12 protein-coding genes are annotated in these 15,184 nt (G+C 63.4%); 8 read left to right on the top strand and 4 right to left on the bottom strand.

Annotated elements, in window-relative coordinates; translation table 11 throughout:
• Positions 1 to 22: 22 nt before the first annotated feature.
• Positions 23 to 1,258 (bottom strand): vanadium-dependent haloperoxidase, encoded by a 1,236-nt coding sequence (locus IRI77_RS28615; RefSeq protein ID WP_194448386.1) that lies wholly within the window; start codon positions 1,256 to 1,258, stop codon positions 23 to 25.
• A gap of 177 nt (positions 1,259 to 1,435) precedes the next feature.
• Here IRI77_RS28615 and IRI77_RS28610 point away from each other — a divergent pair, with 177 nt between their 5' ends.
• Together IRI77_RS28610 and IRI77_RS28605 are read left to right on the top strand one after the other, a co-directional pair.
• A complete protein-coding gene (locus IRI77_RS28610) occupies positions 1,436 to 3,187 on the top strand; it encodes an ATP-binding protein (RefSeq protein ID WP_194448385.1) in 1,752 nt (583 codons plus the stop codon).
• A gap of 15 nt (positions 3,188 to 3,202) precedes the next feature.
• Positions 3,203 to 3,400, top strand: a complete 198-nt coding sequence (locus IRI77_RS28605; protein ID WP_194448384.1) for a winged helix-turn-helix domain-containing protein — start codon at positions 3,203 to 3,205, stop codon at positions 3,398 to 3,400.
• A gap of 59 nt (positions 3,401 to 3,459) precedes the next feature.
• Here the strand turns inward: IRI77_RS28605 and IRI77_RS38425 are convergent, their stop codons facing one another.
• A complete protein-coding gene (locus IRI77_RS38425; RefSeq protein WP_267239353.1) occupies positions 3,460 to 3,585 on the bottom strand; it encodes a hypothetical protein in 126 nt (41 codons plus the stop codon).
• 285 nt (positions 3,586 to 3,870) lie between these two features.
• On the opposite strand from IRI77_RS38425, the gene IRI77_RS28600 reads away from it, so the two are divergent.
• The 3 genes from IRI77_RS28600 to IRI77_RS28590 all read left to right on the top strand — a co-directional run bounded on the left by IRI77_RS28600 (position 3,871) and on the right by IRI77_RS28590 (position 8,068).
• Positions 3,871 to 4,674 carry an alpha/beta fold hydrolase gene (locus tag IRI77_RS28600; RefSeq protein WP_194448383.1) on the top strand — a complete coding sequence of 268 codons (804 nt, stop codon included), beginning with the start codon at positions 3,871 to 3,873 and terminating at the stop codon, positions 4,672 to 4,674.
• Positions 4,675 to 5,078: 404 nt separating this feature from the next.
• Positions 5,079 to 5,432, top strand: a complete 354-nt coding sequence (locus IRI77_RS28595; RefSeq protein ID WP_228486366.1) for a PadR family transcriptional regulator — start codon at positions 5,079 to 5,081, stop codon at positions 5,430 to 5,432.
• Positions 5,429 to 8,068: an ABC transporter permease gene (locus IRI77_RS28590; RefSeq protein ID WP_194448382.1), complete on the top strand. Its 2,640-nt coding sequence runs from the start codon at positions 5,429 to 5,431 to the stop codon at positions 8,066 to 8,068. The genes IRI77_RS28595 and IRI77_RS28590 overlap by 4 nt, the downstream gene beginning before the upstream one ends.
• A 26-nt stretch (positions 8,069 to 8,094) precedes the next feature.
• Here the strand turns inward: IRI77_RS28590 and IRI77_RS28585 are convergent, their stop codons facing one another.
• Positions 8,095 to 8,751: a TetR/AcrR family transcriptional regulator gene (locus tag IRI77_RS28585; RefSeq protein ID WP_194448381.1), complete on the bottom strand. Its 657-nt coding sequence runs from the start codon at positions 8,749 to 8,751 to the stop codon at positions 8,095 to 8,097.
• A gap of 86 nt (positions 8,752 to 8,837) precedes the next feature.
• Here IRI77_RS28585 and IRI77_RS28580 point away from each other — a divergent pair, with 86 nt between their 5' ends.
• Positions 8,838 to 9,722 (top strand): aldo/keto reductase family oxidoreductase, encoded by an 885-nt coding sequence (locus IRI77_RS28580; RefSeq protein WP_194453826.1) that lies wholly within the window; start codon positions 8,838 to 8,840, stop codon positions 9,720 to 9,722.
• 173 nt (positions 9,723 to 9,895) lie between these two features.
• Here IRI77_RS28580 and IRI77_RS28575 read toward each other — a convergent pair whose 3' ends face one another.
• Positions 9,896 to 10,444 (bottom strand): hypothetical protein, encoded by a 549-nt coding sequence (locus IRI77_RS28575; protein ID WP_194448380.1) that lies wholly within the window; start codon positions 10,442 to 10,444, stop codon positions 9,896 to 9,898.
• 311 nt (positions 10,445 to 10,755) lie between these two features.
• On the opposite strand from IRI77_RS28575, the gene IRI77_RS28570 reads away from it, so the two are divergent.
• On the top strand, positions 10,756 to 13,176 hold the full coding sequence (locus IRI77_RS28570) for a glycoside hydrolase family 95 protein (RefSeq protein WP_228486365.1): 2,421 nt from the start codon (positions 10,756 to 10,758) through the stop codon (positions 13,174 to 13,176).
• 278 nt (positions 13,177 to 13,454) lie between these two features.
• Positions 13,455 to 15,143, top strand: a complete 1,689-nt coding sequence (locus IRI77_RS28565; protein WP_194448378.1) for a hypothetical protein — start codon at positions 13,455 to 13,457, stop codon at positions 15,141 to 15,143.
• Positions 15,144 to 15,184: the final 41 nt, after the last annotated feature.

Here is a 15,184-nt window from a genome sequence, read left to right as displayed (position 1 = left end):
TTCTCCTTCTGAGCTGGGATGGTCAGTCGGTCGATGATTTGCGAACAGGGGGCAGCAGCTTGCCCACGGCCCTGCCGATGCCGCGTCCCTGGCGGAGTCCGTCCCGCACGGCATGCGGAAAGTGAATGCCCGCAAAGATGCGCGACTCGCCGTTCTCCTCGGCTGCCTCAGAGAAGCCGCGGAAGCTGCGAGTGACCCCCGGCAGGGTTGAGCTGGTTGTTTCGTAGCGGATGCGGTCGCCGAAGAGATCGATCAGGACCTCGGCCGCGGCCGCGCCGACGAGGCTGTGCGTGGAGGGGTAGTCGGGCACCGGAGGAGTCGGTTGAAAAGGCTGCCAGCCGGTATCGGGCTCCGTGCGATCGTTACCGTCGCTGCCGGCATTCTGGATGGCGGTCACCGGACGCCAGAACCGGAACTTGTACTTCGCGTCGAAGCCGGCAATGTAGGCATCGGCCATGGCGAAGTTGACCAGAGCGAAGGCTCTGGCGGTCTGCCAGAGATCCAGATTCTTGCGGCGGATGACCACGAAGGCGATGCGGTTCCAACCGAGGGGCGAATCCTCGTACCAGAAGCGGGCGATCTCGGACTGCTCGTCAGTGCGCGTGCGGCTGTCCAGGCTCCCGAGCTCCTTTACGAGCTGGAAATCCCGTGCATAGCGCGCGCTGGAGAGTGGCAACGGGCCATCGAGATCGTGCTCCTTCAGATCGATGGCGAAGGGCGTCACCCGGCCCCAGCCCGGGAAGGCCGCGAAGTTGAAGGGCTCAGTGAACTGATACTCGCCAGGGCCGGTCCGAGGGAGGAACATCGGGTCGTTCGAGCGGTCCGCGCCGTCCTGTTCCCGCCGCCGGAGAGTCGCTTGTGCAACTGCCTCGCCGAGAGCGATGCCGCGGGCCTTGGCCGGTCCGTCGGCTATGGTGGCCAGTTCGCTGGCATAGACGGCGTTGATCAGACTGAATTGATCGGGGACGAGTGCCCCCAGGACCCAATGGGAGGTGGCCGCGACGGCCGCCTCGACAGACGCCGCCGGATCCCGCGGCAGTCCTGGCGTGTACGAGCCGTAGCGGGCGTCAATCGCATTCAAAGTGTCGTGAATGGAGGCGTGCAGGATGGCATAGGTCCTGGATTGGGCGACAGGGTTGGTACCTTGCGTCGGGGCAAATGCCCTTCCGGCTATGGTGTTCCAGAAGGCGACGGGGTTGACAGCGGCGTGCGAGTGGGCGGCCGCGACTGCCAGTGTGAACAATAAGCGTTTCCACATTGTGTGGGCTCCTTGGATTTTGGTTGTGTTCCGCGGGGGCTGCGGAAGTGTTGGCCCTCGCTTTACACTGTCAGTTTGGGGTGCGTTGGCTGGGACGAGCATGAGGCTGAGATGAGATCGGGATGAGAAATCCCGAGCGTTGTTAACTCTCCGTGTTTCCACTGATTTCGAGGCCGTATGAGCACCATCAAGGACAGTCTTGAGCGCTCGCACGCTGACCGTTTCAGCGGGCGGGAGCGGGAATTGGCGCGGCTGGCCACACTATTCGATCCCTCGGGACCGCTGATTGTGCTGCTGCATGGCGTGGGCGGGATCGGGAAGAGCAGCCTGGTGCGCGTGTTTGAGCGGGAGTCGGCTGCCCGGGGCCGTCAGGTGCGAATGCTGGATTGCCGAGGCGTCGAACCAGTTCCAACCGCGTTTGTGGCGGCCATCGGAGCCTCGTTGGGCCTGGAGTTGAAAAGTGTAACCGAGGTGGGGGCCGCGGTGGTCGCTTTCGCCGAGCCAGTTGTGTTCGCGCTGGACAATTACGAAGCCCTGCGCCTGCTGGATGGCTGGCTGCGCACGGAGTTCCTACCTTCCCTGCCAGTCACGGCGCGGTTCATTATTATGGGCCGGTCGCTGGCTACCGCCCCTTGGATTGCCGCGCCCGGCTGGGCGGACCATGTGCTGAATCTGCGGTTGGGGCCTCTGCCAGAAGCAGCGGTTGCCACCTTTCTCGCCAGCCGCGGGTTCACGGAAGCAGCCCGGGACCGGATTGCCGGCTTTTCCAGGGGGAATCCGCTGGCCCTGCAGTTGTGCACGGCCAGTCTTGCGGACAAACCCGACACTCTGGGCGGCGACCTGGAACTCAATCAGGTGATCGACTACCTGGCGCTCACCTGTGTCAACGAGATCGCCGACCCAGTGCTAAGGGAGGCGATTGAAGCGGCCTCGCTCGTGCGGCGGGTGACCCGGCCCGTGTTGGAAGCGATGCTGCCGGAACGTTCGGCTGAGAGCATACTGGCGAGTCTGCGCCAACTTTCGTTCGTCGAGGCGGCGGCCGACGGGCTTGTGCTGCACGATGCTTTTCGAGTGGCGATTGAGGCCCGTGTGGCGGCCATGGATCCGGGACGAACCCGCAGACTGAAGCGGGCAGCCTGGAAATGCGTGCGCGATCAACTGCTGGCTGCCGGCGTCCGGGATACCTGGCGGCACATAGCGGACCTGTTATTCCTGCTGGAGCGGCCAGTCTTGCGGGAGGCATTTTTCCCTTCGGGGCCGATGCTCCCCGTGGAAAGGGCCCGACCGGCCGACCGTGACGCGATCCTGGACATTGTCCGAATCCATGATGGCGACGGAGGCGCCGCCATCCTGTCCGAGTGGTGGAAACAAGCCGCTCCTCTGTTTTCGGTGGTTCGAGGAAGCGCTGGAGAAGTGGCCGGTTTCTACGTCATGGGGCGGCATCACGATGTGCCCCGATCCCTGGCGGAGTGCGATCCGTTGCTGGAAGCCTGGCTGCGACACGCGGAGGATCGAGGCGGCGATCCGCAGCGGCCTCACCTCCTGGTCCGGTGCCTGCTGTCGCGCGCATTGGGGGAACGGCAGGGTCCGGAATGGGCCGCCTGTGTCCTGGATGCCAAGAGGGCGTATCTGGAGAATCCGCGGGCGGTGGGGGTGTTTACGGCGATCCGGGAACCCGCGACGGTTCCCCAGGCGGTGATGGATCTCGGGTTTGAGCTGCATCCCGGCCTGAGTGTTGAGATCGGTGCGTCGGTGATTCACACCGCAGTGCTTGCGTTTGGGCCCCAGGGGCCGATGCACTGGATGCTGGAGTTCGCCGGCAGCGACCTGTCTCGTGCGCCGATTGGTTCCGCGGAACCGCAGGTCGAACTGGATGTCGCACGCCGGCAGTTAACCATCCGCGACGGCGGCCGCTTCCCGCTTACCTAACTGGAGTTCGAGCTGATGTCCTACTTGTCCCAGCGCCCCGGCAGGGTGGTGACACGCGATGAATTGCTGCGTGAAGTCTGGAAGCAGCCTTTCGGCGGAAGCAACGTTGTCGATGTGGTCGTTCGAGGCCTGCGCAGAAAACTAGGCGGCGACGCATGGGTGATCGGCACCGTGAAAGGCCACGGCTATCAGTTCAACGAATCAGAAGCGTGAGGGCCGCGCATCGGAGAATGCGGACCAGCACAGTTCGCCGCGTTCACGAACCGGCTTTGCTACTTTACGGGTGGGAGCTTCTTAGCGGGGGCTTTGTCCTGCTTCTTCTGCTCCTCCTGCTTGTGTTTCGTCACCTGCTGCTGCTTGTTCTTGTCCTTGTCTTTTTTGCCGCCCTTGTCGCCCATGCCTGCTCCTTTATCAGCGATTGTGACTGGAAATCCGGATCAGCGCGTGATTGCTCATTCTGAATCACCGCGAACCAACGCTACCACAATTGCGGTCAGGAAGCGCCCCCGCGGATCGGTTTGCTGCGGCTGCAGGGCAAGGAGATTTGACGATACACCTTACCGGAATGAGTTAGGTTCGGGATGCCCGATCGGGCGTGTCCGGGTTCGAAGTCGTTGCCGGATGCTGGGAGGGAAGCGGAGAGCGGTCCACCATCCGCTCGATTCCAGGCAGGAGATTCCCCTTTGACAGACAAGACAGATTCGACTCTACTGGCCAGCAGCGATGCGGCTATCGCGACATCGGGTTCGGCCGGAGATGCGGCGGAGCCACCGATGGTCAGGAACATCGTCCTGGTGCATGGCGCCTTCGCCGATGGGACCAGTTGGGGCAAAGTGATCCGCATTCTGGAAGCCCGGGGATTCCATGTCACGGCCGTCCAGAATCCGCTGACTTCACTGAAGGACGATGTGGAGGCGACCCGGCGGGCCATTGCGCTGCAGGAGGGACCGGTGATCCTGGCTGGTCACTCGTGGGGCGGGGCGGTGATCACGGAAGCGGGCGACCACCCTCAGGTAGCGGGCCTGGTGTATGTGGCCGCCTATGCTCCTGAGGCGGGCCACTCCGCCAACGAGACCAGCCTCCCCTTCGGTGTGACGGACGGCCAGAAGCAGATCCGGGTGGATGCGGAATACTATGCGTCGCTCTCGCTGGAGGGCATGATGGACTATGTGGCGGAGGGACTCACCCTGCAGGAACGGCGGCTGATGTTCGCGGTGCAGGGGCAAAGCTATGGCCCGATGTTCGATGAGAAGCTGACGCGCGCCGCATGGAAGACGAGGCCGTCCTGGCATGTGATCGCCACCAAGGACCGGATTCTGCCGACGGCGATGCAGGAGGCGGGTGCGCACAGATCCGGCGGGCATCCGGTATTTGTGGCTACCTGTCATGTCGCCATGATGCAGGAACCGGAGAAGGTGGCCGATGTGCTGACGGAAGCGGCCAGGAATGCGTTGAAGGGGGGGCAGGGTTCGCAGGAGGTTGCGTGAGGCGGGGCCGCTTTGGCGACCTGCGCGGGCTGGTTTCGTGGCGCTGGTGCTGTTCTCGATAGAGGTGAGGTTACGATCGGGAGGCCCGTCCTCCGTGGCGGGCCGCTGGGCGTGATTGGCTGGGTGATGACGCACCCAGATCGGCGTCCTACTTCCTCACGGTCGCCTTTCGTTACGCGGTGGGGACGCATCGAAGACGCGCAGGCAAAGGGTCGCACTGCTGAATTGAGTGCGGCCTTTTGGTGACTCCTCCGCTCCCTGACGGTCGCGGCTCAATACGGGGTTTGTTCGCTTTGGCGGGCCGCAGGGCGGGGCGACATGCGCGTGCACCGGGTGGGCAGGTAGGATCGGCTCGCCGTGCAGGGCTTGGGCTGGCTTCTCCTGTTGACGCTCTGCAGGAAGGAATGATAGGCTTCCTGCAGAGCCTCTACATGACGGATATTCCTCTCGGAACACTTGATGTGATGGTGCTGCAGTGCCTGCATTCCATGGGGCGGCTGCATGGATATGGGATCGCGCGCCGGCTGGAACAGGTGAGCGAAGAGGCTCTGAAGCTGAAGCAGGGCACGATCTATCCGGCGCTGGTCCGCCTGCAGGAGAGGGGCTGGATCACGGCGGAGTGGGGGCTTTCCGAAAACAATCGCAAGGCCAAGTTCTACTCGATTACTCGCACGGGACGGAAGCAACTGGCCGTGGAGACCGCGCAGTGGAATGTCCTCGCCGGCACGATGGCGCGCCTGTTGAAGGGGTCGGAATGACCCCGGACCTACTGAGGGCGTTGTTGTTCCGGGTGGGCCGCCTGGTGCGCCGGAATCGGGTCGACAGCGAGATCGACGACGAGCTCCAGTTCCACCTGGATGCGCTGACTGAAGAGAACCTGGCTCGCGGGATGACGGAGGAGGAGGCGCGGCAGGCTGCAGTCCGCGCGATTGGGGGCACTACCCGCACCAAGGAAGAGTATCGCGATGGGATGACGTTTCCGGTAATCGAGTCGATCGTGCGCGATGCGTGGTATGGCCTGCGGGCACTGCGCAGGGCTCCGGCGTTTACGCTGACCGCCATCGCCGTGCTGGGTTTGGGGATTGGACTCAACGTGGGCCTGGTGTCGATCGTCCGGGCGCTGTGCTACCGGCCGCTGCCGCTGCCCGGCGCTGAACGGATCGCGGGTATTACTCGAGGACACCGGGTGCTGCCGTACCGCTTGTACGACGCATTGCGAGAGCAGGGCAAAGAGCACATCGATGTCGCCGCCTACGATCCTTATGCGACCGTGCAGGTGGGCAGTACCGCGCAGTCTTCCGGTGGGAAAGCACGGGCAGCACTGGTGTCGGACAACTTCTTCCGAGTTTTGAACACACGCCCTCCGCGGGGGTCGGTGTTCCAGCCGGGCGCGGTGGAGCCTGCCGCTTTCGCCGTGTTGAGCCATCGCATGGCGGCGCGCTATTTTGGGCCCGAAGCGAATCCGGTTGGGGCGACGATCCGGCTGAATCAGCAGCTCTTCACGGTGATGGGCGTGATGCCGGCTGAGTTTCAGGGGCCCGACCTGATGCTGCCCGACCTTTGGATCCGGCTGAGCGACGAGGGGCTGCTGCGGCCTGGATACGACATCCGGAAGGATCAGGACAACCGGCGGCTGATTCTAGTGGGCCGCCTGGCGCCGGGCGTGACGCGCAGGCAGGTGCAGGAGGAGCTGTCGGCGATTGCCGCCCGGGTGCCGGAGCGGCGGCCGGACGAAGCGGAAGTCTTCCCGATTGAGCTGCGTCCGGCGGTTCTCTTTCCGCTGAACGCCGAAATGCTGCCGTTCCTGTTTCTGCTGATGGCTCCGACGGGGATGGTGCTGCTGATCGCGTGCGCCAACCTGGCGAATCTTCTGCTGGCGCGGGCTTCGCGGCGCGGGAAGGAGATGGCGACACGCGTGGCCCTGGGCGCGGGGCGCGGACGGCTGATCAGGCAACTGATGACGGAGAGCGTGGTGCTGGCGCTGATGGGCGGCCTGGCGGGCACGCTGGTGGCCGCGCAACTGCTGCAGAGCGCCTCGCGGTTCCTGGGCCAACAGGCCGCGGCCATGGGGCTGGTGCTGCCCGCCCTCCAGTTGGATGCGGGCGTGTGGGTGTTCATGCTGGGGATTTCGCTGGTGTCGGCGGTGGCCTGCGGGATCACACCGGCGTTGAACGCGACGCGGCTGGACCTGGCAGCGGCTGTACGCCAGGAGGGCGGCGGGGCGCAAGGTTCAAGGTTGCGGAACGCGCTGATGGCGGCGCAGGTCGCGGTGTGCACGGTGCTGCTATGCGCCGCCGGACTGATGATCCGCAGCTTCCAGCAATCGCTGGCGACGGATCCGGGCTTCAAGACGGAGCGGGTGGTAACGGTGCATTACGATCTCGCCAGTGCGGGTTATACCTCGGCACAGGCTACGGCATTCCAGAGGCGAGTGGCGATGCGCCTGCGGTCCTCCCGCTCTGTGCGCTCCATGGCCTTAGCCTCGTCACCGCCGCTGTCCGACCGGCCGACGATCTCGATACTCGTTCCGGGCGAGCCCCAGGGCGACCGGCGCGCCAGCAGTCCATACAACCAGGTGTCGCCGGAGTTCTTCCGGCTGTTCGGGATCGCGATCACGGCCGGGCGCAGCTTCACAGAAGCGGAGATTGCAGAGGGGGCGCCGGTGGCGGTGGTCAGCCAGGCGACAGCGCGCAGGCTGTGGCCCGGCGAGCCACCCATCGGGCAGCGATTTCGCGTACAGAACGACACACCGCAGCCGTGGCGGGAGGTGGTGGGGGTCGCCGAGGATACGCGTAGCGTGTGGCTCTCGCGGGTTGATGAGAATTATGTGTACCTGCCATTCGATCCGAGCAAGCTGGAGCTGAGCGCCCTGCTGGTGCAGTTGGATGGCGATACGCCCGCGGCCCGCACCGAATTGACGGACACCTTCCGGGCGATCGACCCGGAACTGCCGGTGTCGATCGAGTCGATGGGCGAGGTGCTGAACCGCTGGCGATTACTGCCCCTGGCGGGCTCCGCCCTGGCGATGTGCCTGGGCGTGATGGCATTGAGCCTGGCCGGCGTGGGGCTATACGGAGTGATGACCTACCTGGTGGGCCAGCGGAGGCGTGAGTTCGGCATTCGCGTGGCGTTGGGGGCGAGCAAGCGGATCATCCTGGCGATGGTCTTCCGCCAGGGCTTCCGGATTGTGGCGTTGGGCCTGGGGATCGGGGTGCTTGTCGCGGCGGCGTTGGCGCGGCTGCTGATGGGTTCGTTCTACGGCCTGAGTCCCTACGACCCGCCAGCCTTTCTGTTCGTGATGTGCTTCGTGGGCACGGCGGCATTGGCCTCGATGTACGGGCCGGCGACGCGAGCGGCGGAGGTGGATCCGGCGGCGTACCTGCGCGAGGAGTAGCGGGGCCCGGGCCAGCAGTTCGAGAATCAGTTGCCCGCGGAGTGGACCGTAGCGCGAGTGGAAGAGGCGTCCAGGTAAGCGCAGGCCAGGAAGATCAGCTCGTGCTTCATGGCCTCGAACTGCTTCTCGGACGCGCCGGCTTCGAGCAGCCGGCGGGTAACACCGGTCATCGCGCCTTGGAGCGTATCCGCGATGAGCTGTGGGTCGGCGCCGGGCGAGTCGCAGGCGGTGGAGAGCATGCCGACTATGGCGTGGTCGATGCGGGCCTGCATTTGTTGGGCAATTTTCGTGCCATCGATATCGGCGGCGACCGAGTAGAAGGCCACGCTTGTCTTCACCTTCCTCATTTTGGCGTTGAGAAAAGACGTGATGAGCGCGGTGACCATCTGCCGCGCGGTCTTCCCCTGTTGTTCCCTACATTCGTGTTCCACGACGGCCACTACTTCAGCCAAGTGGCGTTTCAAGGCCGCCTGCAGGAGGGCCGTTTTGTTGGGAAAGTACTGGTAGAGGGTGCCGATGGAGACGCCCGCCCGATGGGCTACGCGGGTGGTGGTGAGACGTTCCTTGCCGACCTGGAGCAAAACCTGAATGGTGGCCTGTAGAATCGCGTCCACGCTGGCGGTGGAACGCGCCTGAACCGGCGATTTACGGGGCTCTATGAAGGCCGGCGGACGTTGGGGCAAATGCGAACTCCTTTTTGGCGCGAGGCCACATCCAATGTGATGTAGACGCAGGACTTCAGGTAACAGGAGACCGAGGAGAAACGATGATGACGACACAGAGCCTGCCCGGCGGCCGCTTTCCGCTGGCGGGAGGCGCATTGACGGTGAATCGCATGGGGTATGGCGCCATGCAGTTGGCGGGCCCGGGGGTGTGGGGGCCGCCGCGCGATGTTGATGAAGCGGTTGCGGTGCTGCGCGAGGCGGTGGCCAGCGGCGTGGACCATATCGACACCAGCGACTTTTACGGGCCGCATGTGACGAATCAGCTCATCCGGCAGGCGCTGCATCCTTATCCGGACGGCCTGGTGATGGTGACCAAGCTGGGTGCGCGGCGCGGGGAGGACAAGTCGTGGATTCATGCGCTGTCGGCGGAGGAATTGACCAGCGGCGTCCACGACAACCTGCGCAACCTGGGACTCGATGCGTTGGAAGTTGTGAATCTTCGAGTGGGCGCCATCATGGGGCCGGCGGAAGGATCCATCGAAGCGCCGCTGACGGTGCTGGCGGAGTTGAAGAGGCAAGGGCTCATCCGTCACCTCGGCTTGAGTAACGTGACGCCCTCGCAACTGGCGGAGGCGCGGAAGATCACGGAGATCGTCTGCGTCCAGAACCTGTACAACCTGGCGCACAGGACGGATGAGCAGTTCATTGACGAGTTGGCGGCCCAGGGGATCGCGTACGTGCCGTTCTTCCCGCTGGGTGGATTCAGTCCGCTGCAATCATCCCGGCTGGATGCGGCGGCGCAGGCGCTGGGCGCTACGCCGATGCAGGTGGCACTGGCCTGGCTGCTGCAGCGGGCTCCGAATGTGCTGCTGATTCCGGGCACGTCGTCGCGCGGGCACCTGCGAGAGAATCTGGCGGCCGCCAAACTGGAGATTCCGGCGGCGGTTTTGGCGGAACTGGAACTGATTGGGGGCGGCGCAAAGGGGTGATCCGGACAGGACCGGCTTCGGATCGGCACCGCGCGGGGGAGCCGCTCCGGCAGTGCGAGTGTGAGGTCGGGACTACCGGGCGTGTGCGCGGCCCTGCGTGAGTGAGGACCGGTGAGTTCGCAAAGCTGCCCGGCCGGCCGCGCGCAACGCCTGTCTCGCCGGCGTGGCTGTCCTCAGTGGCAGGCGATTACGTCCTGAAAGCGCTGGGAACCAGCCAGCGCGGACAGCCCCCTGGCGCAATCCAGAATCTGGAGACCTAGCGGGTCATTTTCCACATCTTCCGGAAGGACGCCCAAGGATGCTTTTCGCAAGCCAACGTACTTATCGCTGAATTTGCGCATGAGATCCGTTTCCTTGTTCAGCAGGTCCAGCACGCTGCGATCCGCCTCCGTCACCGCCGCTCCAGTGACCAGCGCCAGTTTGCTGTCGGCGTTCCTGCCGTAGGGTCCAGCCCTGTCCTCCAGAAATGGATAGCTGCCCGCGGTGGCAGTGATGATCATGTGACGCCATTCCCGGATCGTGCTCATTAGTTCGATGCCGGCCACGATGAAGGGCCTGGACAGTTTCGCTTCGCTGTCAGGATCCTCGGCGCCACGTTTCGGAAGGCGGACGATGACGCGATTTCCGGTACGCTGCTGGCTGGCCCCCAGCAGTTGAACAATCGTGTCCAAATCCACATACACCTTGCCTTTCACCGTCACCGTCGGGGCTTCGCCAGGCACCCCGTCCACCGCCACAGTCCAAGCCTGGCCAGACTCCTGCGCCGGAAGGCAAAGCGGTACAAAGCAGGTAATTACGGCAAGCTTCAAACAAAGCGATTGGCAGATCATGATAGCGGTTCCCCTTCCCCAGACGACACTTCAATCATAAGGTGGCGAGCAGGTGCAGAATTGTGATCATTCCGGCGATGGCGGCGGAGGGGACTGGAAGCCAATGCCGGGGCAGAGGCGGCTGCCCGAGAGCAGCGGGTCTCCTCCATAATGACTGAATGACTACGGTGGGCCGAGCCAGTGCAACAAAGATCGCAGCAGGGTTGATTCTCTGCCTCCTGGGGGGCGCTACCCCGGGCAAGGCCTGGGCGGGACCGGATGCGGTGCTGTTCTACACTCATCCGGCGGAGAAGTGGGAGAACGCCTTTCCAGCCGGCAACGGCCGCCTGGGGGCGATGGTCTTCGGAGGCACAGCCGAGGAGCAGATCCAACTCAACGAAGCCACCTACTGGTCCGGCGGCCCCTACTCCACGGTAGTGAAAGGCGGACGGGAGGCGCTGCCGGAGATCCAGAAGCTCCTTTTTGAAGGCCAGTACAAGCAGGCCCACGTGCTGTTTGGGCGTCGCATGATGGGCTACCCCGTGGAGCAGCAGAAGTATCAGGCGCTGGCAAACCTCGTGTTGTCGCTGGACGCCACGGGCGATGTTTCGGAGTACCGCCACGAGTTGGATCTGGACACGGCGGTGATCACGACCAGGTACGTGCAGGACGGGGTCCGGTATACACGCGAGGTGCTGGTGAGTCCCGTGCACCAGGTGGTGCTGGTGCGGTTGACCGCCAACCAGCCAGGGCGGATCTCGTTCACCGCGCAGCTGCGCGGGTACCGGAATACGGCCCACTCGAACTACGCGACCGATTACTTCCAGATGGAGGGCCAGGGATCGGACGGGCTGGTGTTGCGCGGGCGGTCAGCGGACTACATGGGAGTTGGAGGGAAACTTCGATATGAGGCGCGGCTGCGCGCCAGCGCGACGGGCGGGACGGTGCGGGTCGACGACGATGTGCTCAGCGTGAGCAGGGCCGACGCGGTGACGCTGGTGATTGCGGCGGCCACGAACTTTGTCAACTACAAGGATGTGACCGGGGATCCGGCGGCACGGGTCGAGCAAGTGATGAAGGCTGCCGTGGCGTTGAGCTTCGAGCGCTTGAAGCAGGCTCATACCCAAGAACATCAGCGGCTGTTCCGGCGGGCCTCGATCGAACTGCCGGCCACGGAGAATTCGAAACTGCCGACCGACGAGCGATTGAAAGCATTCGATGGATCCAACGATCCGGCCTTGGCCGGGCTGCTGTTCCAGTATGGGCGCTACCTGCTGATCTCGTCCTCGCGTCCGGGCGGCCAGCCCGCGAATCTGCAGGGTTTGTGGAACAAGGACATGAATCCGATGTGGGATTCGAAGTACACCACAAACATCAACACGCAGATGAATTACTGGATGGCGGAGACAGCCAACCTGAGCGAGTGTGCAGAACCGCTGTTCCGCATGATCAGGGAGCTGACCGACCAAGGCTCTGAAACGGCGAAGGAGTTCTATGGGGCGCGCGGCTGGGTGCAGCACCAGAACACCGACCTGTGGCGCGTGACGGCTCCGATGGACGGACCAAGCTGGGGGGCGTTCACCACTGGCGGCGCGTGGCTCAGCACGCATTTGTGGGAGCACTATCTCTACACAGGCGATACCGGATTTCTGCGTGAGTACTATCCGGTTCTGAAGGGGAGCGCGGAGTTCTTCCTGGACTTCCTGAAGCCCGATCCGAAGCGAGGGTGGCTGGTCACCAATCCGTCCACTTCGCCGGAGAACTTTCCGGCCGGGCCGGCGAATGTGAAGTTCTTCGATGAGGTCACGACGATGAAGACCGGGACGAGCCTCACGGCGGGTTCCACGATCGACATGGAGATTCTGCGAGAACTGTTCAGCGAGGTGGCCGAGGCTTCGAGCATTCTGGGGTTCGATCCGGAATTGCGGGGTCGTTTGACGGCGGCGCGCGCCAGGCTTGCCCCGCTGCAGGTGGGGCGGAAGGGAAATCTGCAGGAGTGGCTGGACGATTGGGATGAGACGGAGAAGAGCCACCGCCACATCTCCGGTTTGTGGGGTTTGTATCCGGGGCACGAGATTTCTCCGCGAGAGACGCCGGCCTTCGCGGCGGCGAGCCAGGTGGTGCTGGAGCAGCGCGGCCTGCCGGGCAATGGCTGGTCGTCGGCCTGGAAGGCGGCGTGCTGGGCCAGGCTGGGCAATGGCGACAAAGCCATGGAGAATGTGCGCTATGCGGTGGGCCACTACACGACGACGAGCCTGTTTTCGATTTGCTCGAATGCGATGCAGGTGGACGGAGCGTTCGGGATGAGCGCGGCGATCGGAGAGATGTTGCTGCAGTCGGACGGCGGGGAGATCCGGTTTGTGCCGGCGCTGCCGCAATCGCTGGCGTCGGGATCGGCAAAGGGTTTGCGGGCCAGGGGTGGATTCGAGGTGGACTTCCGGTGGCAAGCCGGAGTACTGGAGAAGGCGACCATTCTGTCGAGCCTGGGGAAGACCTGCCGGATCCGGACGCCGGGTTCGTTTGCTGTCACGAGTGGGGGCAGATCCGTGGTGGTCACACAGCCCGAGGCCGGGGTTATCGAGTTCGCGACGAAACCAGGTGAAACCTATTCTGTGGCGCTGGCTGGATCCGGCGCCGGCCGATAGCGCTATTTCCTTGTTCCAGGTTCGAACCGGCACGAGAATCACCTCTGGGGAAGAGGGAGGCGCTCCATGCGCAGATTGATGGCCCGGGGCATCGCGGCTCGACCGAAACTTAGGATTTGCAGCGCAATGCGTTGATCTGGATGTTGCAAGATACCGCAGGCGAGTGCCGACGTACGTGTCGACGTCGATTGATTCAGCTCCTGACATGATTCGACCTTCAATAGTACTTTTTAAAACAACTGATGTAACAACTGCCAACATGATTCCGTCTCCCTGAAATGGCCGAATCGACACTAATCACGAAGGTAGAGCAGATTCGCCGGGCTGTTCGCTCCGGCGATTTCTCCGACGACAAGCTAATTAGTGAATGCTGGGATGCGCGACACCAATTGCCGCTCGAGAGCCTGGATCGAATGCGGATCCACACGCTCGCGTGGGAAGTGTACGATGCACGCGGCGAATACGCCGTGGCAGCCGACCGGCTCATGGCAGAACACGTTATTGAAATGGGAAGTGAACTGATTCGCGAAGCAACCCTCAATCACGAGGATTTTGTGGCCACGTACTTTCCGGAAGAAGTCACACCAGAAGAACGAAGCCGCCGATATGACCTATGGCGCCAGCGCGCGATGGGTGGGCTGGCAATGGGATTTGCCAGCCTGCGGTTGCAGCGGGCCGAAGGGGCACAGCACCTCGATGTGGCGCGAATGTTTGTCGAGACCTGTCTTGCTCCGGCTGGATTCCCCTGCTACGGAACAAGGGCGCGGCTCCACTATTTCCTCGGGCATCTGTATGAGTCCGAGTACGATCTGGCCAAGGCGGCTCAAGAGTACGATCAGTCTCTGATTTGTTGTATTGCCAGGGCGGAGAAGCGTTTGACTGGTGACCCCGCACAACGCGAAACCGAGAGGCTGTTCGCCATCTACTGCCTGGGCAAACTGGAGTTGAAGCTTGGGCAACTGGATTACGAACAAGGGAGGTTGCGGTCGGCAAAGCGCCATGCAAAAGAAGCCGGCCTGCTTCTGCGGGTCAGCCAGGATGCACTCCTGCCTCAGATGGCTGCCCTGCTGAACTGCCGAATCGAGCGCGACGAGAGCTCCTTTTTCGAGAATGGGTGGAGCGTTGTAGGGCGAATGCGGGAGTGTTGCCGGAGGCTCTCAGCCCACCGGCCCTATGCACTCGTCGCCACTATTGAGGCAGCCAAAGCGAGCGTCTACCTGCGCCACGCGGACCGTCCCCCTCCTGAGGAATCGCTCACGTTCCCTACTCTGCCGCAAGCGGTTGCTGAACTGGAAAGCGTGTCGCGCGAGGCGGACAAACTCCGCCTGCCGGGCGTCAGGCTCGACGCGCGGCTGGCCATTGCCCGTACCCTTACCTGCCAAGGCAAGTTCAAGCATGCCCTGAAGATCGTGGGCGACGCCCGGTTGACCGCAGGCTCTAATCCCCGGCGGAAGATGACAGCGGAGCTTAATTTCGTTGAAGGCAAGATCTACGCGGCTTGGGCGGCACAGCAGAAGGCGAAGTCCTCGTCCAGCTATGGTTATGCGTCGAAGGGACTTGAACTGTTTGAAGGCGCGCTGAACGCTGGGCATTCCAGCCTGACATTTGAGGTGGCGTGCCGGGAGCAGATCGCAGACATGCTGTGGCGGCTCAGCCGGGTACGCGATGCAGAACTCGCACTCGAGAAAGCATCAGTGCGGGCTCGGGAGATGGAGCACATGTTCCTCCATGAGCGGCTGAATAGGTTGCGCGCCAAGCTGGATGAGACGCAGTTGTGCGTCTTTCACTTCGAGCCCGGGTTTGATTTTGAGGGGGCCAAGCGGGAGCTCACCAGGCAATACCTATTGAGCCTCGCTAGGCAGTTCGGCCTGGAACCATCCGAGCTGCCCAAGAACTTTGCCCGCATCAAGGAATCGATCGGGGGGCTCACGAGAGAAAAACTGGAGACTCTCGTCAAGCATTTCTAGCTGAGGGCGCGCCCGACGAGAGGCGATCGCGCAGCACTCCG

The sequence above is a fragment of the Paludibaculum fermentans genome, assembly GCF_015277775.1.
Classification (GTDB): Bacteria; Acidobacteriota; Terriglobia; order Bryobacterales; family Bryobacteraceae; genus Paludibaculum; species Paludibaculum fermentans.
The sequence above is the reverse complement of the archived record's forward strand: the minus strand, read 5'-3'. Positions and strand labels throughout refer to the sequence as shown.